Source organism: Wolbachia endosymbiont (group B) of Ischnura elegans, assembly GCF_947251585.1.
Lineage (GTDB): Bacteria > Pseudomonadota > Alphaproteobacteria > Rickettsiales > Anaplasmataceae > Wolbachia.
Genome location: NZ_OX366371.1, coordinates 920,990 through 946,120, shown reverse-complemented (window position 1 = coordinate 946,120; position 25,131 = coordinate 920,990). Strand labels below are relative to the sequence as shown.

The 25,131-nt window shown below is 35.2% G+C and carries 16 protein-coding genes and 8 pseudogenes; 12 read left to right on the top strand and 12 right to left on the bottom strand.

Going from position 1 to position 25,131, the window contains the following annotated elements; all coding sequences use genetic code 11:
* Positions 1–196: 196 nt before the first annotated feature.
* The 8 genes from tnpC to OPR58_RS04765 all read right to left on the bottom strand — a co-directional run bounded on the left by tnpC (position 197) and on the right by OPR58_RS04765 (position 11,184).
* The gene (gene tnpC, locus OPR58_RS04800; RefSeq protein WP_265022273.1) at positions 197–1,540 is read right to left on the bottom strand and encodes an IS66 family transposase; all 1,344 of its coding nucleotides are present in this window, start codon (positions 1,538–1,540) and stop codon (positions 197–199) included.
* Between the two features lie 243 nt (positions 1,541–1,783).
* Positions 1,784–3,127 (bottom strand): IS110 family RNA-guided transposase, encoded by a 1,344-nt coding sequence (locus OPR58_RS04795; RefSeq protein WP_262986668.1) that lies wholly within the window; start codon positions 3,125–3,127, stop codon positions 1,784–1,786.
* A 244-nt stretch (positions 3,128–3,371) separates the two neighbouring features.
* Positions 3,372–5,216, bottom strand: coding sequence for a phage terminase large subunit family protein (locus tag OPR58_RS04790; RefSeq protein ID WP_262986667.1), 1,845 nt, complete (start codon positions 5,214–5,216; stop codon positions 3,372–3,374).
* Positions 5,213–6,697 carry an ankyrin repeat domain-containing protein gene (locus tag OPR58_RS04785; RefSeq protein WP_265022303.1) on the bottom strand — a complete coding sequence of 495 codons (1,485 nt, stop codon included), beginning with the start codon at positions 6,695–6,697 and terminating at the stop codon, positions 5,213–5,215. Before OPR58_RS04785 ends, OPR58_RS04790 begins: the two co-directional genes overlap by 4 nt.
* A gap of 18 nt (positions 6,698–6,715) precedes the next feature.
* Positions 6,716–7,198 carry a hypothetical protein gene (locus tag OPR58_RS04780; RefSeq protein WP_015589000.1) on the bottom strand — a complete coding sequence of 161 codons (483 nt, stop codon included), beginning with the start codon at positions 7,196–7,198 and terminating at the stop codon, positions 6,716–6,718.
* Between the two features lie 183 nt (positions 7,199–7,381).
* The gene (locus tag OPR58_RS04775; RefSeq protein ID WP_265022515.1) at positions 7,382–9,274 is read right to left on the bottom strand and encodes a hypothetical protein; all 1,893 of its coding nucleotides are present in this window, start codon (positions 9,272–9,274) and stop codon (positions 7,382–7,384) included.
* A 133-nt stretch (positions 9,275–9,407) separates the two neighbouring features.
* The gene (locus OPR58_RS04770; RefSeq protein WP_265022516.1) at positions 9,408–10,628 is read right to left on the bottom strand and encodes a DNA modification methylase; all 1,221 of its coding nucleotides are present in this window, start codon (positions 10,626–10,628) and stop codon (positions 9,408–9,410) included.
* Positions 10,629–10,731: 103 nt separating this feature from the next.
* Complete coding sequence (locus OPR58_RS04765) at positions 10,732–11,184, bottom strand: crossover junction endodeoxyribonuclease RuvC (protein ID WP_226079873.1); 453 nt, start codon at positions 11,182–11,184, stop codon at positions 10,732–10,734.
* A gap of 591 nt (positions 11,185–11,775) precedes the next feature.
* Here OPR58_RS04765 and OPR58_RS04760 point away from each other — a divergent pair.
* On the top strand, positions 11,776–12,270 hold the full coding sequence (locus OPR58_RS04760; RefSeq protein WP_019236463.1) for a sigma-70 family RNA polymerase sigma factor: 495 nt from the start codon (positions 11,776–11,778) through the stop codon (positions 12,268–12,270).
* Positions 12,271–12,364: 94 nt separating this feature from the next.
* Positions 12,365–12,604, top strand: a pseudogene (locus tag OPR58_RS04755) (AAA family ATPase); the annotation flags it as partial.
* 45 nt (positions 12,605–12,649) lie between these two features.
* Here the strand turns inward: OPR58_RS04755 and OPR58_RS04750 are convergent.
* The 3 genes and pseudogenes from OPR58_RS04750 to OPR58_RS04740 all read right to left on the bottom strand — a co-directional run.
* Positions 12,650–13,378, bottom strand: coding sequence for a transposase (locus OPR58_RS04750; RefSeq protein ID WP_265023099.1), 729 nt, complete (start codon positions 13,376–13,378; stop codon positions 12,650–12,652).
* Between the two features lie 227 nt (positions 13,379–13,605).
* Positions 13,606–14,883, bottom strand: coding sequence for an IS4-like element ISWpi18 family transposase (locus OPR58_RS04745; RefSeq protein WP_264336305.1), 1,278 nt, complete (start codon positions 14,881–14,883; stop codon positions 13,606–13,608).
* Positions 14,884–14,987: 104 nt separating this feature from the next.
* Positions 14,988–15,194: pseudogene (locus tag OPR58_RS04740) on the bottom strand (IS5 family transposase); the annotation flags it as partial.
* Positions 15,195–15,300: 106 nt separating this feature from the next.
* Here OPR58_RS04740 and OPR58_RS04735 point away from each other — a divergent pair.
* The 3 genes and pseudogenes from OPR58_RS04735 to OPR58_RS04725 all read left to right on the top strand — a co-directional run.
* Positions 15,301–15,891, top strand: a pseudogene (locus OPR58_RS04735) (ATP-binding protein); the annotation flags it as partial.
* An 11-nt stretch (positions 15,892–15,902) separates the two neighbouring features.
* On the top strand, positions 15,903–16,658 hold the full coding sequence (locus OPR58_RS04730) for a helicase RepA family protein (RefSeq protein WP_265023097.1): 756 nt from the start codon (positions 15,903–15,905) through the stop codon (positions 16,656–16,658).
* A gap of 17 nt (positions 16,659–16,675) precedes the next feature.
* Positions 16,676–16,885, top strand: a pseudogene (locus OPR58_RS04725) (AAA family ATPase); the annotation flags it as partial.
* A gap of 45 nt (positions 16,886–16,930) precedes the next feature.
* On the opposite strand, the gene OPR58_RS04720 reads toward OPR58_RS04725, so the two are convergent.
* Positions 16,931–17,890, bottom strand: coding sequence for an IS5 family transposase (locus OPR58_RS04720; RefSeq protein WP_265022212.1), 960 nt, complete (start codon positions 17,888–17,890; stop codon positions 16,931–16,933).
* 94 nt (positions 17,891–17,984) lie between these two features.
* On the opposite strand from OPR58_RS04720, the gene OPR58_RS04715 reads away from it, so the two are divergent.
* The 7 genes and pseudogenes from OPR58_RS04715 to OPR58_RS04685 all read left to right on the top strand — a co-directional run.
* Complete coding sequence (locus OPR58_RS04715) at positions 17,985–19,844, top strand: AAA family ATPase (RefSeq protein WP_265023095.1); 1,860 nt, start codon at positions 17,985–17,987, stop codon at positions 19,842–19,844.
* A 90-nt stretch (positions 19,845–19,934) separates the two neighbouring features.
* Positions 19,935–20,393 (top strand): annotated as a pseudogene (locus tag OPR58_RS04710) (hypothetical protein); the annotation flags it as partial.
* 218 nt (positions 20,394–20,611) lie between these two features.
* Complete coding sequence (locus tag OPR58_RS04705) at positions 20,612–21,634, top strand: IS110 family RNA-guided transposase (protein WP_264706692.1); 1,023 nt, start codon at positions 20,612–20,614, stop codon at positions 21,632–21,634.
* A gap of 23 nt (positions 21,635–21,657) precedes the next feature.
* Positions 21,658–22,341, top strand: a complete 684-nt coding sequence (locus OPR58_RS04700; RefSeq protein ID WP_264706695.1) for a hypothetical protein — start codon at positions 21,658–21,660, stop codon at positions 22,339–22,341.
* A gap of 94 nt (positions 22,342–22,435) precedes the next feature.
* Positions 22,436–22,663: pseudogene (locus OPR58_RS04695) on the top strand (hypothetical protein); the annotation flags it as partial.
* 6 nt (positions 22,664–22,669) lie between these two features.
* Positions 22,670–24,621 (top strand): annotated as a pseudogene (locus OPR58_RS04690) (DUF4815 domain-containing protein).
* A gap of 12 nt (positions 24,622–24,633) precedes the next feature.
* A pseudogene (locus OPR58_RS04685) lies at positions 24,634–25,008 on the top strand (hypothetical protein); the annotation flags it as partial.
* Positions 25,009–25,131: the final 123 nt, after the last annotated feature.

Genomic DNA, 25,131 nt, shown 5'->3' with positions numbered 1-25,131 from the left:
TATAAAATTCCTTTACTCGTTGAAAAAATAATTTTCCTCTTTGGCTCCACTCCAGCAATCTTTAGCTCAGCTTTAATTCGTTGTCTTAAGTTTAGTAAATCATTTATATCTACTTCTGCATATCTTACCACATGATCACCATATGCAATTGATACTACTCGCTCTCCGTTTGTAACCGTTCACGGAATATTCCCAATTAGGCAGGAATAGCGACTAAATTCTGTAGTTTCTGGACAGGATTCTGATCATTCAAACGTGCAGTCAAAAATATCGAAAGCATTCTTTCAATGAACTTTTCTCCACGTTCTGACCAAGTGAAAAAACTATTTTTACGATAAATGACGTACCGTCTAGCCTGACGTTCTGCAAGGTTATTGGTTGTCTCGATCAGATCAGGATTGCGCACGAATCTCCACATCATATCTTCAGAACGTAGTATATTGGCAGCCATTCTCAAGGCCTGAGTTCCTTTTGCAACCCTTGTTATCTCTCGCAAAAAATGTTTCACCCTTTTTCGAATCTTCCTCATTAACCGGAAAAATCTTAAATTGTCTATCAGGTTTTGTTTACGTGCTCTATCTACCACAAATACCCTGTTGCTCAGCGATTTTAATGCTGCGCCAATTCTGCTCACTTCAACATTTTTACTGTAAAAAAACCTTTCAAAGTCCCTTGCTAAATGGGCCCAGCATATCTGTCTGTTTTCACGATTAAAGTAATTATACGCAGCATACCTATCGCTTATAACTATTCCATCATACTCTGGCAATAGCCCTTTTAATATCTTCTTTCCGCGAGATCCAACTAACTTCATAAGTGTTGCTGTTTTATTCGTTACTACCCAACTCCAACCTTTCTTTCCCTGGTTCCTATGGCTTGTTTCATCTATATGTAAATACTTGCTTTTCCGTAGCTCTTCTCTTATTTTTTCGTATTCAGATATACATTTTTCTGATACTCTACCCTCGGTCTTTGATACCAAACCTAGGCTTATATTCAGATTAAATATGCTGCTCAAAATTTGCTGTACTTCCCTTTTTGAATTGATAAAAAATCCACTAAAACTGCTAATTACTGCTTTTGCATTAGCTCCTAAAAGATCCCTTGTCACACCTTCAGGCAGACTAGCTGAGATCCTTTTCTTACACGCCTTACAGTAGCCTTTTTGTAGCCTATATTCAGTCACTATCGGTTTAATTTTTGGCAATTCAACCTTTTGATGCACAGTTTCTTCTTCTAAAATAACTTGGCTTCCACACATGCAAATTGTATCAATTGAACATTTTACCACCTCATCTGCTACCATCAATTCCCGCTTGTGCGCTTCATGTCCTGGCTGCCCGCCTGGTTTTTTATCGCTCTTCTTTTTTGTCTTTTTGCGATATACATCTTGCGATGGTGGCAGCGATGAATTTTTTGAATTTAAACCCAGCTTATCCTCTAGCTCAATTATTTTTGTCCTTAACTTATCATTCTCTGCTTTCAGAGTACCAACTTCTGACTCCAATACCACAATCTTTTCTTGTAGCACCTCTATCATCAACCCCTCATCTATCTAGTTTATTGTTTTTTATACTAATTATGCAATTTTTGTAAACTACTTTCTTATACCGTGAATGGACAAAGTTGATAAGCCTAAACGCCATCATGTCTTTAGGAGAGTCTGCTAATGAAGGCTCTTAAGTTGACGCCATTGCGTGAACGGTTACCTCCGTTTTGCAGCTTCTTTATCGCTTCTTCGACTTGAATTAAATAATCTTCGTTATACATTTATTACTTGCTTCTAAGAAACTTCCCCTATCAGCTCATCTTTTTTTATCAGGATATAACCAAATTCATTGGCTTTTTTACCCAGATTCTTTACTACTCTTTCCTTATATAACTTTTCATAATAATCCATTCCTTTTTCTACATATTCTTGTCCACATTTCAGCATTTGATAAAAAATACATGCTAATTTTCTTGCTGTAGCAGTTATTGCTTTTGGTGCTCCCAATCGATTTTTCAATCTTCTACAGTACGCACCTAATGCACTTTTACTGTGCAACATAGAATAACCAGCAAGTCGAAAAGCATTTGCAGCACGGTTAATTACTTTACGAGTTCCACTTCTAATCACTCTTTCTCCTGTAATCCTATTAAATGGACATAATCCCAACCAAGAAGTAAAATGTTTTTCTGATGGCCATTTATTAGCATTAAGACCAACTTCTGAGAGGATGGTCTGTATATTTGATGTATTAAGCCCTGGAACTTTGGTGAAATCCATGCCAGTTATTCGATACAATTCTTCGTGTGCAGCAAAGTTTGGTTTGTTTCCTGCAGACCTCTTTACTTTACTGCATTGCTTATTTTCATTTGATCTTGTTTCAAGTGTTTTATAATAGTTTTCCATACTTTTATCACATTCTTTTATTTGCTCTTGAAAAAAAGTATATGCTTCGTATTCTTGCTTTAATGTAAACAAATGCTCTTCTCTATAGTCACCTGTTAGTGCTTTTGCTATGGTTGATCTGTCATTTTTTATTCGTCTATCACTCAATTCAGCCAATCTATTAGAGTTTCTTTCACCCGCAATTATTGCTTTAATGATTCGCATACCAGTTACACCTGTAATATCACTAATAACCTTGTGTAATTGAATGTTCATTTGAATTAATGCTTTTTGCATACGTTGAGTGTGTACAGCTGCACTTTTTATCAGGTTGTCATGTTGTCTATTATAACCACGTAGTACACAAATTTGGTTATCAGGCCTAAATGATCCTTGAAGTAACCCATAGCTATGTAATTGCTGTAACCACTGGCAATCTTGAACGTCTGATTTTCTTCCAGGTACATTTTTTACATGTCGTGCATTTACCAGTTTAACTTCGAATCCATATGATTCAAGTATTTGAAACAAAGGAATCCAATATACTCCTGTTGATTCCATGGCTATCGTTCTAACTTCACACTTTTTCAACCACTTTGCTAGGTTATGAAGATCTACTGTAAAGCACCCAAATTTTTGAACGCGTTGTTTATCTCTCCCTTCTGGTACGCATGCATAATGTACAGATGAACCAATATCAATCCCTGCTGCATTAGGATTCACTACTTCTAATTTACTTTTTGCTTTTGCCATATAAAATCCCTTATATATACCTTATAATGAAGAAGTGCTTTAGCTTGGGGCGGTTATATTACACAATCTTCTAAACGAGGTAGCTAAGAAGCTCCATCAATGGTTTGACCGTCCCTTCCAAAATCATACTGATCCACGGGCATTTATTGCACCATTGCGAACTCGATTATAACTGCAGAAGCACTTCTTCATAAAATTATATCCAAAAATTACTGCAATGTGCATTAGGACGTTTCTTTCTGGTTTAACAGATTTTGTCTGTTCCGGTGCTGATCCATTTGCTTTTGACTATTTTCTTTGATTTTTTACTTTCCGGTTTTTCACTTAAACTATTCCATTTACTCTCTGGCCATCTGTCTATTCCCAGTGCTATCGATGCTGCTCTTGCATAAATTCGGCAATCTAGTACTTCATTTCTTTCTCTTACCTTTTGCCACTCTTGTTTGGTATATCCTTTTACTACTTTGCTGACTAATTGCTCTGCCGTTAGTTGCTTAAAATACTCAGGTGCATACTCGGGAAAATGACAATACCCTGGCGGTGTTTCTTCACCTTCTTTTAAAATATTAAGTAATTGAAAAAGCTCTGACTTTAATATCGATACTCCGACTGGCCAGAGCTTTATTCCTCTTTTCAGCTTTTGCCCTCCAACTGTTATATCTACTCTACTTGGGCTACTAAGTGGCACTAGGGCTTTATTTACACCTTTCACTGCCATTACTCTTCCAGATCCTTGATGACTTCTCACCCAGTTGTAAACTTCCTGCGTTGCATACCCTGCATCAACCGCCATCATACTTATCATATATTCAAGCCCATTTTCACCAATAAAATGATGATTGAGGAGCTCCGAAAGCTTTTTCCATACTTCTCTACTTCCTGTATCTCCTTCAAATACTCGGTAGTCTATTGACCAACTTTCACGACTTTTTCCCCATGCTACAACTTCCACCTCTAGACGATCTTTTTGGACATCTACTCCTGCAGTAAGTACCACTTCTCTCCTTGGTACTGTGCCAATCTGAAAAAATTCTCTCCTGTTAAATAATTGCTTCCAATCAGGTACTTCTCCTTTATCTACCCAGGTTTCTCCAAGCGTTGTGTTGATCCAAACTTTCAGTAATTGTTCACTTTCCTTTGCATGCAGAAAATCCTCTACTGCTTGTTGCCAACTATACCACCCAACTGGGCTATAAAGACTTGAAAGGTGAAATCCTATTACTTTGCTATTGTGTACTTGATTTGTAGCTCTCCATTCTCCACGTTCAAGCATCTCTGTCTTTTGATGATTTTCTATCTTTTCACCACATTCTATACATATATAGTGTGCTGTACTTGGATTTTTATCTTCCCATTTTATTTGTGACCATTTTAGAACTTGATAGTAATTACAATACGGACAAGGAACAAAAAAATATCTCTTATCTGTTGCTTCAAATTCTTTCTCAATTCTGCTTATTCCATGAATCGTTGGTGTCGATACTAAAAAAATCTTTCGCCTTGCAAATGTATTAGTTCGAGCAATACTGAGCAGTACTGGATCTCCTTCTCCTCCTGAATCTCCTGGGTAGGCATCTATTTCATCAAGAAAGAGATATTTTACTGGCATAGATCTCAGTCCTACACTACTATTCGCTCCAGTTATTACTACTATTCCACCTGGAAACTCCTTACTTTGTACAGTATTCCCTGAATCTCTTGACCTTGGGTCTTTTACTTTACTTTTTAAACATGGTGTACTCTCTATTAACGGTGCAAATCTTCCCTTCGACCAACGTTTTCCCATTTCAACTGTTGGCTGTACTACCAGCATTGGACCTGGTGTTTGATCGATGATATAGCCAATCCAATTGTTGCCAGCTTCTGTTCCCCCAATCTGCGCTCCTTTCATGAATACTACTTTTTCTGCAGGTGAAGATGGTGATAGTGAATCCATTATTTCTTTTAAATAAGGAGTTCTTTCTGTTCTCCATTTACCTGGCTCTGATGCTGCAGTTGGCGCTAAAACTCGATACTCATTCGCCCACTCTGATACTTTAAGCTGGGGATCTGGCCTTAAACCTTCAGAAAAAGATGTAGCGTATATCATTGTCTGCATCTACTCATAACTGGTTCTATCTCGACATCATTAACAATAGAACTACACTCATCCAATTCCATAAACATCTTTTTCTGAAATTCCTTTTCTATATATCTTTTGCTCATCTCACTTATCATTATTGCTATAACAAGCGCAAATACCCCTGTTATTGTTGCAAAAATGATTGCACTGCTTATTGTTGTTGTTATCAACTCTATATATACTGCTACTGCTATTGCGCTGACTGTAGTATAGATGCAGATAATATTATTATGTTTTTTCGTCCTTTTATCTGCTATTTCTCTCTGTGCTATATATTTATTATGAAGGGTTGGAAAATTAACAACGGTATCTCTGCAGAGCAAAGACCCATTTTTTTCAGTAAACAAAACTTTAAGTAACTCTAAATTGTTTGATTTAATTGCTAAATGTAAAACAGGTGTATAATTTGCTCCTTTTTTCAGCAATAACTTTACTACATGTAAATGCCCTTTTTCCGCAGCAAGGTAAACCGGTGATAAACCTTTATTATTTACAATATCAATATCGATTTCTTCTCTTAAAATTGCATCTACAATCTCAATTTCTCCTCTTTGTGCAGCTAAATGGAGTAGACTATTCTTTTCAGAACCGTATTTATTACTCATCAAAGCCTTCTTTATCTCAGGTTTAGCGTAATCAAATGGTGTTTTACCGCTATCGTCTTTTACCAGAGGGTCTATATCTTCTCGCGTTAGTAAAACTTCTATTGTTTTTAGTCTTTCAGCATAATGTAGTGGTGTTTTATTTTCGTAGTCTTGCAAATTTACTTGAGCATTAGGCTCCTTTATTAAGGATTTGAGGATATCAAGACATAAGTCTCTTTCATCGTAATTAGCATTACTTACAGCTATATGCACAGGTGACAATTTCATTGAGTTTTGTCCCATGCGTGCACTATTCACATCTGCTCCAAGCTTCAGCAGTAACTTTACTATCTCCAACTTTTTATTATTAACTGCATAGTGCATTGGTGTCTGATTTCGTGCATCAAAGACATCTATTTCAGCTTTTCCTTCTCTTATCAAAATCTTTACAACTTCTGCATGTCCTATGCCTGCTGCTAGATGTAATGGAGTATGGTGCAAAGCATTTCGTACATTAACGTCAATACCTTTTCTGATCAAATATCTCACTGCATTAATTTCACCTATCATTGCAGCTAAATGAAGTAAGCTATCTTGTTCTGACCCGTACTTGTTATTAATTAGTGCTTGTAATATTTCTGCTTTTTTCCCTTCTTTGGCGTAATCAAGAGATGTTTTACCTTCATTATCTTCCACAAAAGGATTAATGTTCTTCTTCGTGAGTAACAAATCTACCATGCTTAATTCATCAAACTCTATAGCGCAATGCAGTGGAGTTTTTCCGTTTAACCCTCTGACATTAACATCTAATCCAGGTTGATTGATTAAACACTTTATTAACTCTAAACTTAAGTTATCAGCCATTTTGTATTCAAAATCTTTTTATATTTTAAATTTAGCGTTAGATAATTCTTCAAGTGAGTTTGTAATCTCTTCAGTTAGCGTCTCGTGAATTTTTTCAGTGTCACTCAGTGATGCAAGCAGTGCTGAAACTCTATTTGGAACATTAAGCAAATTATTACGTACAACTCTTGCTACGTTAAATGCCTCACTTTTTACTTCCTCTACTGCTACAAGTTCTCCTATTTCAGCTTTTGCCTTTGCTTCTAGCAACCTTCCTCGCTCCATTTCATTTTTTATTCGCGTTTTTAGCAACATTGTAGAAAGGTTATTTGTATTTTCGTTTTCTGGATTTTTCCTCCTAAGTGGCTGACTTGGATCTCTTATTGCTGCCACCGCTTCATTTGCTTGTTCTCTATTGATCAAACCATCCTCCAACTCAACTATTCCTTTTTTTACTAAATAACAGACATATTGCTTTGATACTCCTATCTCTCTTGCCCATTCTGTTTGTGTGATTTTCACTTTTTTTTCTCCTCTCTCTTGTTTCTACGAATTTTCTTCTTGAATCTCTGAAAAGGTTTTGCCAGTATCAGCAATTTCCTACCTGTTTATACTTGCCGGCGTCTTAGAGATATTTTACTAATATAGAGCGAAGTACTCCGGTTTATAGCTGCTTTCTTTTTACATAGTGAAATTTGGCCATTTTCAACTAATACTATAAATTGCATCTTTGTAGTTATGAGATTCAACCACTACTTGCTCTAGCGTTAAACTGCTGCATTTGGCATCTTTACTATGGTTTTCTTCAAGCACTTTTGTCCTTGCTTCCTTTATTTCCTCAATGAACTTTCCATTAACTTTTTCTGGTTCAATTCTTTCCTCACAATATACAAGATTTGTGCAATTTGTTTTTCTGTAGTAATGTACTCCAAGGAATATCACTGATAGTGCAAGTATACTCGAGCCTACAAGTACTGATAGCCCTACGTTATTAATCAAAGCGTTCTGGTAAAACTTCTGTACACTATTAATACCTCCTTCCACGTACAGTAATAAAGGCAATACTATATTTGCAGCAACCAAACTGCTTAATAATGCTGTAAATAATGGCCTATCTTTGATTACTGATTCTACTTTATTTCTTCTACTAATGACTTTGTCGTCAATATTAATGAAGTTGTTCTTACCCTTCCAAGCGTTAAGTGTAAAATGTGAATGAGTACCATTGCTGTATTCCAGTTTGACTGATTTTATTACTTTATCTTTTGGTTGATACTTTAGCACCTGATTCAAAGTTTCATTCGCATTCTTTCCCCCTATTTGACACTCCTCAGTATCTCTAAATTGCTTTATTCCACAAAATATTGTGCTAATTGCAAGCAATGAAGTAATTGCTATCATTGGCATAGTAATATAGAGAGGGCTGTTTGCAAAAAATGCAATAAATTGTCCTTTATCCTGTAGATATACCAAAGCTGCAGAAGCGCTAAGTGCAACAGCAGCTATACCGAAAATTACAAATTCCTTCTGCTGCATTGCATATTTTACTCTTGGCAAAATTCTATTTGTTTTCTTTTCTTTTTTAATTAACGGGGTTTCTTCATTATCACTTTTTTCTGATGGGCTAGTTGAAAGTGTAACTGGACTATCATGATTTAATGACATATCCCCCCATCCTTGCCTGCCACAAAACTCACTCATTTCTGTTACTTGAGAATTTGATCTTGTCATCTCTGCACTTCTATTGTCTATTCCACTATCACTTCCTTCCAAACTCTTTTTTAAAAATTTTGTATTCAGATCTACAGGTTCATCAATTATATCTTCTGATCCTTTCTTAATTGATGTTTCTTCAGAATTTGACTTTTCCATCTCCGGACTTTGATCGTTTATTTCACCATCTAAACCTCTTTTCGAGAATTTTTTATTTTTGTCTATAGTTGCATACATAGGTTCTCCTATAGCTTCTTGCTCATCACATTTTTCTCCATTTAATTGGAAAGAAGAATGTGGTAGCTTTGGTGGTGCAATATCCTGAATAATACTCAACCGATGATTTTCTGCTGTTCTAGGTGAAGGTGGAGCTACATTTCTAATATTGTCCTTCTCCAACATTCCATTCCTAGGTAACGGCTTTGGTTTATCTCCTAATTCTTTATCCTCTTCCTCTTTTTGCATTTCTTTTGTATTGTCTATTTTGGGGTTGGAAGATGTGTTGGATGCTGCCTCAAGCTGATCAAGAGAATACGGACGGTTATATTCTATTCCATTTGCCTCACAAACTGCATTAAATTCGTCCTCTATGTCTTTACCATCATCAAATACTAAAGAAGAACAACTCACTGAAAAATCAGCACCTGCTTCGTCTATTTTTGCTGTAATACTGCTATCGCTACTATTGCTAATCACATTTAAAGAAGCTAGTTTGCATTCAGTGTTCAGGTCAGGTTCTTGCTTCGTACCTTTTTCAAACAATTCAATTCTCTCCTTAACAGATAGTGTAGAATTTGAAACATTATTTTCTACTTCTTCAGAAAACGATGCTTCATTATTTGTTTGCGACGTTACTACTCCAGCTGACGTCTTTTCTTGATTCATTGAGTACACCACATTTAATCCAAAGTTATTTGTTACGCTAAACTCATTAAAATACGGTATATACCAGTAAATTAATATTACAACTACCAAGGCTTACTAAATTTCTGTTTGCGTTATCTTTTCCACTTTTTTCTTACTGTTTTTCTTCTTGAATCTCTGAAAAAGTTTTACCAGCACCAGAAAGAATTGCTTCCCTACCTGTGTACACTTGCCAACGTTTTATGGTTACATCTACAAATTTTGAATCTAGCTCTATTGTCCTACAAATTCTTCCTGTTCTCTCACATGCAATCAGTGTACTTCCAGAACCGCTAAATGGATCAAGTACTATGTCTCCTGATCTGCTGCTGTTTACTATTGCTCTCTCCATTAGCTCTACTGGCTTCATTGTTGGATGTAGTGTATTGTGCGTTGGCTTATCATAAAACCACAGATCACTTTGATTTCTACCGCCATGCCACTCACGTTTATTGCCGCTTTTCCATCCATAAAGCATTGCTTCGTATTGTCTTTGATAATCTGATCTTCCTAGCGTAAAGTGATTCTTCGCCCAAATGATAAAAGTTGACCATTTTCCTCCCGCTTCCTCAAATGCTTTTTGCAACGTTGAAAACTCTGATGATGATGCACAGATGTAAATTGCACCTTTAGTATATGCTAAAATATGAGTACAAATATCATAGAGAAAAAGCTCATACTTTTCACCTTGATTATCGTTTAGTATCTTTTTATCCTCTCTTTCTTGACTGCTACCATAATCAACATTATATGGAGGATCACAAACAGTAATGTCTGCCATTTTATCATCTAACAGCGCTTTATATGATTCAACTACAGAGCTATCACCACAATAGATTCGATGATCACCTAAAATCCATAGATCACCTGGTTTTGTTATTTCTACCTTTTTGTCATCACCAACCAAGTCAGAAAAATCTTCTTTTTCACTATCTAAATCATCAAGGAAATGTTGAACTTTTTCTAATTCAAATCCAGTCATTTTAAGATCAAACTGTAAATCTTCTAACTCTTGAATTTCTACTTTCAAAAGCTCATCATCCCACTTTGCCCAATTAGCTGATTGATTTGCCAGTAATCGAAAAGCTTTAGTTTGTGGTTCATTTAAATTATCACTTAAGACCACTGGTATACTTTCCATACCAAGTTTTCTTGCTGCTTTAAGTCTTAAATGACCATCAACCACAGTGCCATCACTTTTTGCAACTATTGGTATACGAAAGCCGAATTCCCTGATTGAAGCACACATTCTATTTACTACGTCATCATTTTTACGAGGATTACGCTCATATTCAACTAGGTTTCGAGTAGGATAGTAGTGGATTGCTAAATTCATATCTTAATAATTAAAAAGTTAATATTCAAAATATATCTGACGCTAGAGAAGGCCTGGGGTCTGACCCACCAAATCCGCCATTCTAGCTGAAAGGACCCACTTTTTATGGGTTTTTTGTCTTATTAATATCTTTACTAATATAGAACATTAATGCCAAAGCATCGGCCTCATTATCATCTCTAGGTGAAAAACTTTTTTCACGTATCGCTTCAATAACTTCACTCTTACTTGCATTGCCTTTGCCTGTTATAAAGCGTTTTATAGTTTTAACATTAACACCTTGGTAGGGAATATTGTTCTCTTCACACCAAGCAGACAGAACTGCGAGAAAACCGCCATAGCAATGCGCTGCATCAGTTCCTAGATGTCTTCTTACTTCCTCAAAATACACTGCAGTGAACTCATGTTTCAAAGAATTAAGCCAATTGTGAAAACTTAAAAAACACATTCCACCTCCACTGAAACGGCTACCATGAAAGCTTTTGCTTCCACTTTCAATTACTCCATCTGTAAGAATTGCCCAGCCGGTTTGCTTGCCGAGATCTAGCGTTAAGATTGACGTACAAAAACTCCTTTGTGTAATTAAAGTTCAATGCCCTGTATAATATATATGTACGATGACTCGCAAATTCGTCCGCAATTTTGAAAAAAAATTAAAAAAAATTTCATATCCTGCCATTTGAGTTTTTTTCATCTTTACTTATCTTAATAACTATTTTACATAACTTATATTACGCCAATATTTATATTATTATATTATCATATATTATATTTTACCTGTATTTAAATATATATATAATATATATAAGACTTCAGTAATCCGTAAACCCTCTTTACTGGCCGATTTTAGCCACTTAACTTTAGAAACGGCTTTTAGGAATAGAACATAAAAAAGACAATATTATCAATAACTTAACGATTACTGCTTTCTGAAATACTAATTAGTAACTCAGAAATTAGGTACGAAATTGGTAGTTTTTTACCTATGAAAAAGTAGCTTCAGTAGTGTATCAAAACGTTTAAATCTTATTTTAATTTTTAAAGATTTTATTCTTTTAGATAAAAAAATTATTACTACTTTTTTATAATAAATTAGTCATACAAAGTCTTGGTAAAAATCTCTATTCATGAAACTTTTGGAGTTTTTATGAAGAATTCTTATCAAGGAATCGATTCTACAATTGTTAAACATGTGAGATTTCAAGCTTCGCGCCTTAAATCCAAAAGCTGTTTTATTAACGAAAGTCTCGAAGATATAGAACAAGAGCTTTTTTGTCAGGTTTGGCAATATCTTAACCAGCACGATGAGAAAAGAAGTAGTTTTAGTACTTTCGTTGCTAGATTAGCTAATTATTGTGCTCGCAATATGTTACGCAATCAGTTATGTCTAAAACGTAATATAACTTTTGATGATATAAACGACGATATTCCAGATCATAGGAACTCGGAAATCGAAGCGATAATTCGCACTGATATAAATAATATAATTTCAACTTTGTCTGAAAAAGATAGTAATTTATGTCAATTACTTAAGGTATTTACTATTACTGAAGTTTCTGTAATAACCAAAATACCAAAGACAACTATCTATCGCACACTAGAACGAATACGCGATAAATTCTCAGTTTTAGAGAAGTTATAAGCTCTCGATTATATTTGCTCAAAATTTTTTTTTTGCAAATTGCGGACGAATTGCCTAGGTCATCGTACATATATATTTAGGTACTGGGAGAAAAATGAAAATAATGAACAGCAATGAACGGCTAAAAGTTCAAACAGGTATAAAAATGGTCATCTTTGGTCCTTATGGTATAGGTAAAACTAGTCTCTTAAAGACCATAAATGAACCAACACTTTGTCTTGATTTTGAGGCAGGTTTACTTGCTGTTCAAGATTGGCAAGGGGATTCTGTAAGTATTCGTACTTGGAATGAGGCAAGAGATATTGCATGTCTCATAGGTGGTCCTAATCCTGCGTGGCTTTGTTGCATAGCACTGATAGGCATGTAAATCACAATGAACTTACGCAGCTAATTTAAATTTAGCCATACCAATATCAGTAAATTTGTTCAGTAAGTAGCACTTAATTAACAGCTCTTTTTCACGATTTACCTCTGATTTATTTTTCAAGCCAAACCCAAATATTTGCTTCAACCTATAGAAAAAGACTTCAATATAAGACCGTGCTCCATACTTAACTTTTTTCTTCCATTCATTAATACCATCTTCATAATTCTCATATGACCTAATTCTACTAATATACTTGTTTCTTTCTGATAAGTAGTCAGCTAAACAAATTTTAGTATCCTTCCTAGGGCGAATAATAGGCACAATATTGTATTTTCTGCATTCTTTATACACACTTTTTATATCATAAGCCGCATCTGCTCGAATAGAACAAATGTTATATTTATCACTGACTTCTTCTAACATATCGCAGACCGGCAAATAGTCTACAGCAACACCACTAGTGTAGTTCATGCTTATTGCTTTCTTATCATTTATGTTTAAAATAACATGTAATTTTCTTACTTGACCATAACCACTGTATTTTCTTTTTCGAATATTAAGCTTACTATGCCCACCGTTATTATTGTAGATACTAACTCTAGTGCTATCTACGGCAATTTCAACATTTTCCAGATCATCTTTATTGCTTCTATGGTCATCAATCTTCAAATTAAGCTTTTTAAATCTTCTGGAAGCTTGTGTATAGCTGATAATCTTAAGTTTTTTGCCTATTTGTACCATATAACCTTTTACAAAACCTACAGCTTGTCTCCACTGCCATTAAGTTAAGGGAAAGAGAAGTTAAGATTGGACAAAAAATTTGAAGTGATTGATAATTATGGTAAATACTAGGGTGAATTTTTAAGAAAAGGGAGTCTGAAAAGTGCAAGTTATTTAAAAAAGTAATAATTGCAGGTTATTTTGCAAAGAATGTACTAATGCAATGATACTGAAAAGATATCTTGAATTTAAAACACATGTTTTCTAGCTCTTTTCTGGTAGTTGAGTGAACGAATATCAGATATCTTATGACGATCAACTCTTCTCCCTTTTCTCACCACTAAAGTGTTCATCAAAAATAACTGTGATAGTCGATCCATAATGCAGTCTATGTCTGACTCTGTAGAAAAAATATCAAAGGCTAAGTTTTTAATCGCATTAAATGAGACAGATTTATTGATGCTTTTTTTTAGTTTACTATTCTGTGCGCTCAATGTCTCTTCATCATCTTCTATCATGATACTTTCTAGATTACTGATGAAGATAGTTGACCAAAAATCCTGCTTGATAGTTTCAATACTTTTTCCTGTGAAATTCTCTAAATTTAATCTTCCCTTCAGCCTAGAAAAAAATGTTTCTACTCCCCAGCGCAAGTAATATAATCTCTCAAACTCTTCAACTGTAAAACGTTTCTCATCTAACAGAGATGTTACTAACACTTCAACTTCGCCAGAAGAAAGTATTATTTTGACTAACCTGAATTTCATCTCATCAGGTAATCCTAGCTTTCGTAGCTGTCTTGCTACTTTAATAGGTGCGGTAGACACTACCACCGTACTAGATGGGCTTTCCGGCTTAAACATAGCGTTTATTTCATTGAAAGACGAACTTGAACAGCGAATTATATAATTGATTTTCCTTCCTGTAAGCTCAGCAAGAAATCGATAAGATACGTATCCTCTATCACAGATTAACAAATCGTCTGATTTTATGGATTCAAGCATACCGATTGCTAAATCAACCTCATAGCTGTCACCTCTACTTAGCACAGATTTTATTGCAATATTATTTAGCACATCGTAGCAAACTTCAAAGGTTGCACTTGTATAGTCTTCAAATCTCTGGATTCCATTCCATACTGCTCTTGAGCCAAACTCACCTATTATTTTGTCGCTCTTTGGCAGAATCAGTATTGAAGCATCAAATGCAAGTACTCTGAAGCCATGGTGGGTTTTAAATTCCTGATCTTGGTAGTATAGGGAAACTATATCATCATTTAACTCTGAAAACGCAGTATGCTTTAGCTTCTTTCTTGCTTGAGTAAATGCACTTGCCGTAATTGTATAATCTTTTCTTGTATGCAGAACAAACTCATTAAGCATCACTTGTAATGACTTTACACTCTTTCTAAAAATCAGGAGAAATACATTAACGAAGGGCAGCTTTCTTTTTCGTGAGAAGTCTTTTGAGGATGCTCTGTGTGCGTTTATAAAGTTTAAACTCATCAATTTATTTTTTATAAACATGATTATTCTTTTTTTTACTCATGTCATTACTTCTTTTAATTTGTGGATCTTACCTGATTTTATAATACAGTTCATCACTTTTCCTTAACTTAATGGCAGTGAGCTTGTCTCAAGCCAATTCTAAAAAGATGAACTATTATGTGTATTAAAATTACAACTTTATCACTATAAGTGTTATTGCCACCTGCAACTTTTGGACTATTTTCATACCAATTTTCTATGGCTTGATTAACAAAATGAAAAACATTTCCTCTTTTTTTTAGAAACTCATTATATTCTCTTTGGTTACTTACTCTCATTTTTTGTGGCATAAGTTATACTTGTTTGAAAAATGCCTATTTTACAACAAAATGCGTTAGTAACCATAAGCTTTTCTCCTTACAATAACCTCAACCAACACTAGCTATGCAACAAAGCCATCCTGCGTTAAAATCTGACTCAGCATATAGCCAAAGACACTATGAGCATGTATCCAGTAAATACAAAGAGCTTGCTTCGGAGTTTCTCAAGTATCGATGTGTTTTTATCGATAGTATTACAGTAGCCTCGCGTTTATGTCTTTTATGGTCAAAAATGCAACCTGAAGCTTTTTCTGAAAGATCAGGAAAACAAGATATGAGAGCTGCTTACGGGTTACTTGCTCAAGAAATGATGGCTTGGCTCAATCAGTTTCAACATATTCCAAATAAAGACATCATTACAGTTGGAACTCTTGGACAATACCTCGATGATTTCAATCGCTCAACTTGGCTACCTCAATGTGAAGGAGCTAAAACTGCAAGTGAAATTCCAGGTATTGTTGATGAGGTAATCAGTATGGTTGGAATCAAGAAAGATGATGGTACAGAGGTTCGTTCATTTGTCTGTCAGACGATTAATTCTTGGGGATATCCTGCTAAAGATCGAAGTGGTTGCCTTAATATGGTTGAAGAACCGCATCTAGGAAAACTTCTTACAAAAATTAAAACTAAAGCTTTTGCAATTCAACCTGTCACGCCCAACATATAGGAGGTTATTATATGCTACAAAACTTTTTAACTATTGGTCAAAAAATTCCTTTTTTCAGTGTGAAAGAATACTTGGACGATCGATCGCCAATACCAGAGGATATAATCTCACCAAGAATTTTAACAAAAAGAGGCTTATTGGTACTGGGTGGCCCACCTAAAATCGGCAAAAGTGACTTTTTGATTTCTTGGCTCGCTAATATGTCAGCAGGAAGATCATTTCTTGGCATGAAACCTACAAGACCGCTAAAAATATTCTATCTACAAAATGAAATGGAATATGATTATATTAGAGAACGTATACAACAACTCAATAAACTTCCTCATTTAGCAACAGAAAACTTAGTTGTGACGAACAAGATGAATTTGACCTTAAATGAAGAAGGTATAGAAAAAATAAAAAATATGGTAGAGGAAAAGTTTGATTTAGTTGTGATTGATTCTCCTTATAATTACGTTAACTATGGTCTACAGCATGCAATAGAAAAACTACGTTCCAAGATTAATCCTATGGCTGGAATAATCATCACAAATCACACCAAAAAAGTATCTACCTCTACATTGGAAAAGAATCCATTTCAAGCTCTCGTTGGTGCTAATGCTTTAAGAAGTTTTTATACATCTGGAATAGTAATATTTCAACCCAATAAACGTACAAATATCTTGCAAGTAGTATATGAACTTAGAAACGGTAGATCTATACCAACAAAATTCATCAACAAGATTAATGGATGTTGGAAATCTGCTAACGTTATAGCTAGAACATAAAAATTCTTCAGGTAGGTATGGATATTTATTGTTCACAAAGAAATGGACATTATAAATTATTAGGGAAGAAAGAACAGTTAAGAACTCAACTCCTATCAAATATAAGGTCATGTCTTTCTTATTTACTGCCAAGAGGAACTTTTCGTGGTGATAAGTTCTATGTAGGTGATCTACAAGGCAATAAAGGACAAAGTATGATAGTGGAGTTAACTGGCAGTAAAGCCGGATGGCTTTGTTGCATAGCACTGATAGGCATGTAAATCACAATGAACTTACGCAGCTAATTTAAATTTAGCCATACCAATATCAGTAAATTTGTTCAGTAAGTAGCACTTAATTAACAGCTCTTTTTCACGATTTACCTCTGATTTATTTTTCAAGCCAAACCCAAATATTTGCTTCAACCTATAGAAAAAGACTTCAATATAAGACCGTGCTCCATACTTAACTTTTTTCTTCCATTCATTAATACCATCTTCATAATTCTCATATGACCTAATTCTACTAATATACTTGTTTCTTTCTGATAAGTAGTCAGCTAAACAAATTTTAGTATCCTTCCTAGGGCGAATAATAGGCACAATATTGTATTTTCTGCATTCTTTATACACACTTTTTATATCATAAGCCGCATCTGCTCGAATAGAACAAATGTTATATTTATCACTGACTTCTTCTAACATATCGCAGACCGGCAAATAGTCTACAGCAACACCACTAGTGTAGTTCATGCTTATTGCTTTCTTATCATTTATGTTTAAAATAACATGTAATTTTCTTACTTGACCATAACCACTGTATTTTCTTTTTCGAATATTAAGCTTACTATGCCCACCGTTATTATTGTAGATACTAACTCTAGTGCTATCTACGGCAATTTCAACATTTTCCAGATCATCTTTATTGCTTCTATGGTCATCAATCTTCAAATTAAGCTTTTTAAATCTTCTGGAAGCTTGTGTATAGCTGATAATCTTAAGTTTTTTGCCTATTTGTACCATATAACCTTTTACAAAACCTACAGCTTGTCTCAAGCCAATTCTAAAAAGATGAACTATTATGTGTATTAAAATTACAACTTTATCACTATAAGTGTTATTGCCACCTGCAACTTTTGGACTATTTTCATACCAATTTTCTATGGCTTGATTAACAAAATGAAAAACATTTCCTCTTTTTTTTAGAAACTCATTATATTCTCTTTGGTTACTTACTCTCATTTTTTGTGGCATAAGTTATACTTGTTTGAAAAATGCCTATTTTACAACAAAATGCGTTAGTAACCATAAGCTTTTCTCCTTACAATAACCTCAACCAACACTAGCTATGCAACAAAGCCAAGCCGGATTATGGCATGATTTTTCTACCGGAGAAGGAGGAGATATTTTTGATCTTTGGGCTGCTGTTACTGGAAAAAATCAATTTACTGATACGATAGAAGATATTGCTAAGTGGATTGGTTATTCGGAAAAAAATAACACTCTGGGGCAACCAACGGCATCATGGAACTATTACGATAAAAGTGATCAAGTGATTGTTACAGTTTATCGTTATAACACTGATTCAGGAAAAAGATATCTTCCTTTTGATGTAAAAAGGTCTAGTTTTACTCTACCAGAGACCAGGCCTTTATATAATATTCCAGGTATCATGAAATCTGATAAGGTAATTTTAGTTGAAGGTGAAAAGTGTGCAGATGCTCTGATAGAGCAAGGTATGACTGCCACAACTGCAATGTTAGGAGCAAATGCACCAATAGAAAAAACAGACTGGTCACCACTTAAGGGTAAGCATGTTATTATTTGGCCAGACAATGATGAACCAGGTAAACAATATGCTGAGAAAGTTGTGAAAAAGCTTACTTTTCTTGGTGTTTTATCACTTACTCTTCTTGAAATACCGGAAAATAAACCAAAGGGATGGGATGCGGCAGACGGCATACAAGCAAATATAGATATTTCTGAATTCATTGAAAGTAACTCGAGAAAAGTAATTGTTAAGCAATTGCTTAATATTCAAGAATGGAGCATAGAACGTTTTATAGGTCCAGTACCAGAGCAAAAGTTTCTTGTTGAAGGGTTATTTCCTTTAGGAGTGACATCTATTCTAGCTGCAATGGGAGATACTGGTAAAGGTATGCTTCTGCTTGATTTAGCACTGAAAGTTGCGAGTAGAAAAGATCAGCCATGTGGTTTTGGTCCTTTAGTTACTGAACATGGATCTGTGGTAATTTTCTCAGCAGAAGATGATATGAGTGAAATACATCGTCGTTTGGAGCGTCTTGACTCACAATGCGAGAGATTAAAATATAAAGATAGGCTCTTTATTGTACCATTACCAAATGTTAGTGGATCACTTACAATCATAAAGAGTGTTTCAGGTAAAGTGATAGAGACTTCTCCTGAATTTGAATCGATAACAAAACAACTTAATAAAATAAAAGACTTAAAATTAATCGTATTTGATCCACTTGCATCATTCGTGCATGCTGATTTAAATACTGACCCAGCCGTAGGCGATTATTTGATGTCTTTATTATCTGATTTAGCAGGTAGCACTGGAGCATCAATAATTACTGCCCATCATATGAGAAAGCCAAAAAGTGAAAAACCTATATCGACTGTTGAGCAAGCACGTGATGCCATTAGAGGTACATCTGCTCTTGTTAATGGTGTTAGGTGTTCATACGCTTTTTGGTCTGTGGAAGATGCAGCTAAACCGACAATTTTTAAATCAATAGGAGAATCTGTAAGACAGAACGCATTATTTTATGGAGCAATTGTTAAAGCAAACGGTTTGGCTGATCGCACTTTACGCACTTATTTAAGAAATGAAGAAACAGGATTGTTAGAGGACATAACTGAAAGATTAAGAATAAAAAATATGAACGAAAAAGATTCAAAGCAGCATCTTATAACTGCAATTACACGAGCAGCAATTTCTGGACATCCATTTACCCATACAGGAAGTACAGGAGTGTATAAACAGCGGCATAGACTACCTGAGGAGTTTCACAGTATAGGAAGAGATAGAATGGAGCGTATAGTTCAAGAGCTGTTACAAGCACGGAAGTTGGTTAAAGGAATGGCTACTGGTTCAAAAGAAGATAAATGGCTTGACATTCCTAGCGGACCATTTGCTCGCGGTGTTGGAAAGTTTAGCTGTGGAGCTGAGCTATTCTCCTAAAAAATTTTCCTGATATAAAAAAATATTTTGATTTTTGCGGACGAATTTTGAACTCACCGTACATATATAATATAGGGGGCTTAATTAAAAATGTCAATACTCACACAGTCAGGAAGAGCAGCAATAGCAGCCAGCATCAAAAAGCAATCTATCCATCTTGCTTGGGGAACAGGTGATTCAAGTTGGGAAAGTAGCCACAAAGTAGAAAAAACTTTCGTTAAGGGTGAAATAAAATTTGATCATCAACCTATTAAAGATGTGAAGGTTTTTACAGGGCAAACAACTTATCAGCCAAGTATTGACTATACAGTTAATGGCAGTACTGGTGTAATAAAACTTACGGAAAATAGCTCTATTCCAGTAAGTGATAAAGTTACTGTAGAGTATAGTGAAAGCACACCACCAGAGCTGATAACTTCTGAAAAGCTGCTCAATGAACTTGGCAGACGTACTGCAGACGAAGTGCTATTCTGCACAGGTGATGAAAACGGTGAACTTATAACTCCATCTGGAAGGTTTAGGCCCTCAAATGTACCAACTAATAATCTTGTATCTTGAAAAAAGCATCTAGTGTTTTAAGCTTAAGCATTGGATGGAGAAGGGAAAATTTTGTTAATAATCTTAGATATAAAATCTGTGATAGAGTTAAGAATCCCTTCTCAAAAGTTAAGGCTGGACGGTATCTTAGAAAGACCTAAATGGTTCTAATTCTGTATTCACAAGGTTAGCTTTACTTTTCATTTTAATGGTAACATATGGAGTGATATATGATCAACAACTTTTTAGGAATAGATGTTTCAAAAGAACACTTTGATGTTTCTCTCTCATTCATAAGTAAAAAAGGAAAACGTGAAACTAGAAAAAGGAAATTTAAAAACGATAATACTGGGTTTCAAGGCCTGCTGAACTTGCTACAAAAACATAACGTAGAAGAAGTAAAAGCTTGCATGGAATCCACTGGTTGTTATAGCGAAGCTTTGGCTGAATTTCTGCACAATGCTGGATATTTTGTTAGCATTGTAAATCCTTATTGCATAAAATCTTATGCAAGGAGTAAGCTTGTACGGCAAAAGAATGATCAGACTGACGCAGAAATTATAGTAGATTATTGCCAAAGACAGGAACCTTCTCGTTGGACGCCACCTTCTCCTGAGAAGAAAAAATTAAAGCATCTTTATCGTTGTTCAGATGCATTAAAAGATGAGTTAACATTCGTAAATAATCATTTAGAAAAGAAAGAGAGACTGCATGAAGAAGTTGTAAATGCTTGGGAAAACCTTGCAATGAACATAGAACAATCAATAGAAACAATAAAAAACTCCATACGTGAACTATTAAGACAACACAAAGAATTGCTGGAAGATTTTCAACTCCTATTAACTATTCCAGGAATAGGAGAGGAAACAGCAATAGCTATTTTAGCTGAAATTCCTGATATAAAAGCTTTTATAAATGCCAGGCAATTAGCAGCATATGCAGGAACTATACCACAAAATATAACGTCAGGTTCCTCTGTATATGCCAAGCCCAGATTAAGCAAAGCCGGTTCACAAACATTACGTAAGGCAATATATTTTCCTGCTATAGTAGCTAAAAATCACAACCCTATCATTATGACTTTTTGTGAGAGGCTAAAAGAGAAAGGCAAGCATAATATGGCCGTTGTGGGAGCTGCAATGCGTAAGTTACTCCATATGGTTTTTGGTGTTTTAAGCTCAAAAAAGGCTTTTGATCCTGATCATATAAAAAACCGCAAAACAAGGTTATCTATGGAAAGCTTCCTTGTTTGATAGAGATTAAATGTAAAATTTGTATGTCAATACTCACACAATCAGGCAGAGCTGCTATTGCACTAAGCATCAAAGAGCAATCTATATATCTTGCTTGGGGAACAGGTGATTCAAACTGGGAAAGTAGCCACAAGGTAGAAAAAATCTTCGCAAATGGTGAATTAACGCTTGATCATAACCCTATTAAAGAGGTAAAGATCTCTAAAGAGTTGGCAGTCTATAAACCAAGCAAGGACTACACAGTTGATAGTAACACTGGTATTGTTAAATGTCTTGAAAATAGCTCTATTGCAGCAGGTAGCACAGTTACCGTAGAGTATACTCAAAATACACCAGCAGAGCCTATTACTTCTACAAAGCTGCTTAATGAACTTGGAAGACGCATTGTTGATGAAGTCCTTTTTTGCACAGGTGATGAAAATGGAGAACTTATAACTCCTTCGGGAAGGTTTAAATCTTCAAATATGCCAACCAATAATTTATATCTTAAATTTACCTTCGATTTCACGGATGCAGCAAATCAAGTAATCAAAGAGCTAGGAGTTATGGTTGGCACCAAAGTAAAAGAAGCTTTACCACCAGGGCAAAGATATTTTGAACCTAAAGATATTGAAAATCCTGGGATTTTATTGGTTTTAGAGCACACTGTGCCACTTATCAGAACCGCAGCTACAAGAGAAACTTTTTCCTTTGTTGTAACATTTTGACATATGGCAATAGTCTATTTTTTGAAAGAAAAACACTTAGATCAGAAGAATCAACAAAATCTAAGCTCATTTTTATTGACATGCAAGACGGTATCTCTATCTCAAATTTACTTTCGATTTCACAAACGCAGCAAATCAAGTTATACGGGAATTAGGGGTTATGGTTGGTACTAAAGTAAAAGAAGAATTACCTATAGGACAGAGGTATTTTGAACCACAAGATATAGAAGACCCAGGGATCTTATTAGTTTTAGAACACACTGTACCACTTATCAGAACATCTGCAACTCGGGAAACTTTTTCATTTGTTGTAACCTTTTAGAATAAAATGACTTTAAACGCCTATTATAACCGCTTTAATCCTGACAAAGAATACGAAAAAGCTTGTTCCTTGCAGGAAGAGGTTTGCAGTCAGCAGAATTAAATGAGACTCAGGAGTATGCTCTTTCTAAGCTCAAAGGCATAGGTGATGCAATATTCCGTGATGGCGATGTTATAACAGGAAGCAATTGTATTATAGATAGAGAAACTGGTAAAGTTACACTTGAAGGAGGAAAAATCTATCTGCGCGGTGCAGTTAGAAAAGTTGAAAAAGAAGAATTTGTTATTCCACTGAGTACCACAGTTCGCATAGGTGTTTATTATGTAGAATCTACGATTACAGAACTTGAGGATGAAAACCTTCGTGATCCTGCTATTGGTACAAGAAACTATCAGGAAGTAGGAGCTGCAAGGCTTAAAGTTTCCACTATTTGGGGTTATCAAGCAGAAGGTCTTTCTCCACGTTTTTCTGAAGGAGAGTTCTATCCAATTTATAACATTGAAAATGGGATACTGATAGAACATTCACCGCCACCACAAGCAAATATAGTAACTACTGCTCTTGCTCGTTATGACAAAGAGGCAAATGGTTCCTACGTTGTAAATGGCCTTGAAGTGATGTTCCTCCACAAAGAAGAAAAGGGAGAAGAAGGGGTAAAAAAAGGTAAAAAAGAAATATTTGTGATTAATGAGGGCAAAGCTCATGTTGATGGCTATGAGATTGAACTTCCTCACAGTATTCGTGTTTCTTTTGATGAAGATCCGGATATAAAATCAGTTGAATCAGAACCACATACTTTTCAGCCAAATAGCCAAAGAGTAATGGAACTTAAAGTTAATGATTTTCCAATAAGTGAAATCAAAAAAGTAGATATAACCGTTCAAAAAACCATTACCATTACTCATGGTTCATATTCAGGAGCCATTGATCCGATACCTGACTCTGCAGTACTTGAAATTATTCAAATTAAACAAGGCAATGTTATTTATGAAAATAGTATAGATTACAAATTAAACGCAGGAAACGTTGATTGGTCATTACCAGGTAAAGAACCAGCTCCTGGAAGTAGTTATCAAATAACTTACCGCTGTCGTACTCATGTAAGTCCTGAAGATATAAGTGAAGAGGGATGCAAAGTAAAGGGAGCAGTTGATAACAGCTTGGTTTTGATTGATTACACCTGGAAAATGCCACGCTTTGATTTAATTACTATCGATAGCAAAGGGGTGGTAAGAAGAATAAAAGGAATTTCCCACTCTTGGAGACCATCGATGCCTCAAGCACCTTCTGGACAACTTTTGCTCTGCTACATTCATCAGACATGGAAAAACGGAGAAAAAGAAGGGGTAAAAATAGTGAATAATGCTATTCATGCTGTACCGATGAATGAGCTTGAAGCAATGAAAAAAGGAATAAATGATCTTTATGCGCTGGTTGCAGAGGAGCGTTTACGCAATGATGCAAATTCAAGAGAACCTACCACCAAAAAAGGAGTATTTGTTGATTCGTTCTTTGATGATGATATGCGTGATCAAGGAATTTCGCAGTCTGCAGCAATAGTAAACAAAGAATTAATTTTACCTATAGATGTGGAAATTATTGATGTTGAAAGAGGTAAAGAACCTTATCTTTTACCTTATAAACTTGAACCGGTACTGGAGCAGCTTTTACAGACTAAAGGAGAAAAGATTAATCCGTATCAAGCTTTTGATCAAGTCCCGGCGCAAATTACTCTAAATAAAAACATTGACCACTGGACCGAGGTTACCACTAATTGGAAAAGTCCAGTAACAAGAGTATTTAATGTTAAAGAAACGACAGAGCTGCTGTCAAGTACTTCATACGAAACTGAATTTATGAGAGAAGCAATACAGAATTTTGAAATTGAAGGTTTTGAGCCCAGTGAAAAGATTAAGGAGATAAAGTTCGATGGTGTTGTCATTCAGCCTATGGCATAAGAGGTGAAAAATATGCTAACAGCTAACAACCAAGGAAAATTAAAGGGAAAAATAAAAATCCCAGCAAACATTCCAGCAGGTACTAAATTAGTACAGTTTTATGGGGATAAAGGAAGCTATGGAGAGACAACTTATACTGGTAAAAAAACTATTACCATAGAAGAAAGAAGAAGAGTGATCGCAGCAAGACGAGTTGATCCATTAGCGCAAACATTTACGCTAAATGAAAGTAGGCACATAGGAGGCGTGGAGCTATGGTTTGTAAATAAAGGCAAAAAACGTGTTGTTGTGCAGATTAGAGAAACAGCAGTGGGAATGCCCTCGCAGACTGTTATTGCTGAAAGTTATATTGAGCCGAAAGATATAAAAGTAGATGGCACAGCAACAGTAACCGTTCACGCAATGGCGTCAACTTAAGAGCCTTCATTAGCAGACTCTCCTAAAGACATGATGGCGTTTAGGCTTATCAACTTTGTCCATTCACGGTATAAGAAAGTAGTTTACAAAAAT

Excerpts from the sequence above, each read along its gene's own strand:
- OPR58_RS04795 (WP_262986668.1), bottom strand. The coding sequence starts at position 3,127 with ATGGCAAAAGCAAAAAGTAAATTAGAAGTAGTGAATCCTAATGCAGCA.
- OPR58_RS04785 (WP_265022303.1), bottom strand. The coding sequence starts at position 6,697 with ATGGCTGATAACTTAAGTTTAGAGTTAATAAAGTGTTTAATCAATCAA.
- tnpC (WP_265022273.1), bottom strand. The coding sequence starts at position 1,540 with ATGATAGAGGTGCTACAAGAAAAGATTGTGGTATTGGAGTCAGAAGTT.
- OPR58_RS04705 (WP_264706692.1), top strand. The coding sequence starts at position 20,612 with ATGATCAACAACTTTTTAGGAATAGATGTTTCAAAAGAACACTTTGAT.
- OPR58_RS04715 (WP_265023095.1), top strand. The coding sequence starts at position 17,985 with ATGCAACAAAGCCAAGCCGGATTATGGCATGATTTTTCTACCGGAGAA.
- OPR58_RS04760 (WP_019236463.1), top strand. The coding sequence starts at position 11,776 with ATGAAGAATTCTTATCAAGGAATCGATTCTACAATTGTTAAACATGTG.
- OPR58_RS04775 (WP_265022515.1), bottom strand. The coding sequence starts at position 9,274 with ATGAATCAAGAAAAGACGTCAGCTGGAGTAGTAACGTCGCAAACAAAT.
- OPR58_RS04700 (WP_264706695.1), top strand. The coding sequence starts at position 21,658 with ATGTCAATACTCACACAATCAGGCAGAGCTGCTATTGCACTAAGCATC.
- OPR58_RS04770 (WP_265022516.1), bottom strand. The coding sequence starts at position 10,628 with ATGAATTTAGCAATCCACTACTATCCTACTCGAAACCTAGTTGAATAT.
- OPR58_RS04750 (WP_265023099.1), bottom strand. The coding sequence starts at position 13,378 with ATGGTACAAATAGGCAAAAAACTTAAGATTATCAGCTATACACAAGCT.
- OPR58_RS04790 (WP_262986667.1), bottom strand. The coding sequence starts at position 5,216 with ATGATATACGCTACATCTTTTTCTGAAGGTTTAAGGCCAGATCCCCAG.
- OPR58_RS04745 (WP_264336305.1), bottom strand. The coding sequence starts at position 14,883 with ATGTTTATAAAAAATAAATTGATGAGTTTAAACTTTATAAACGCACAC.
- OPR58_RS04730 (WP_265023097.1), top strand. The coding sequence starts at position 15,903 with ATGCTACAAAACTTTTTAACTATTGGTCAAAAAATTCCTTTTTTCAGT.
- OPR58_RS04720 (WP_265022212.1), bottom strand. The coding sequence starts at position 17,890 with ATGCCACAAAAAATGAGAGTAAGTAACCAAAGAGAATATAATGAGTTT.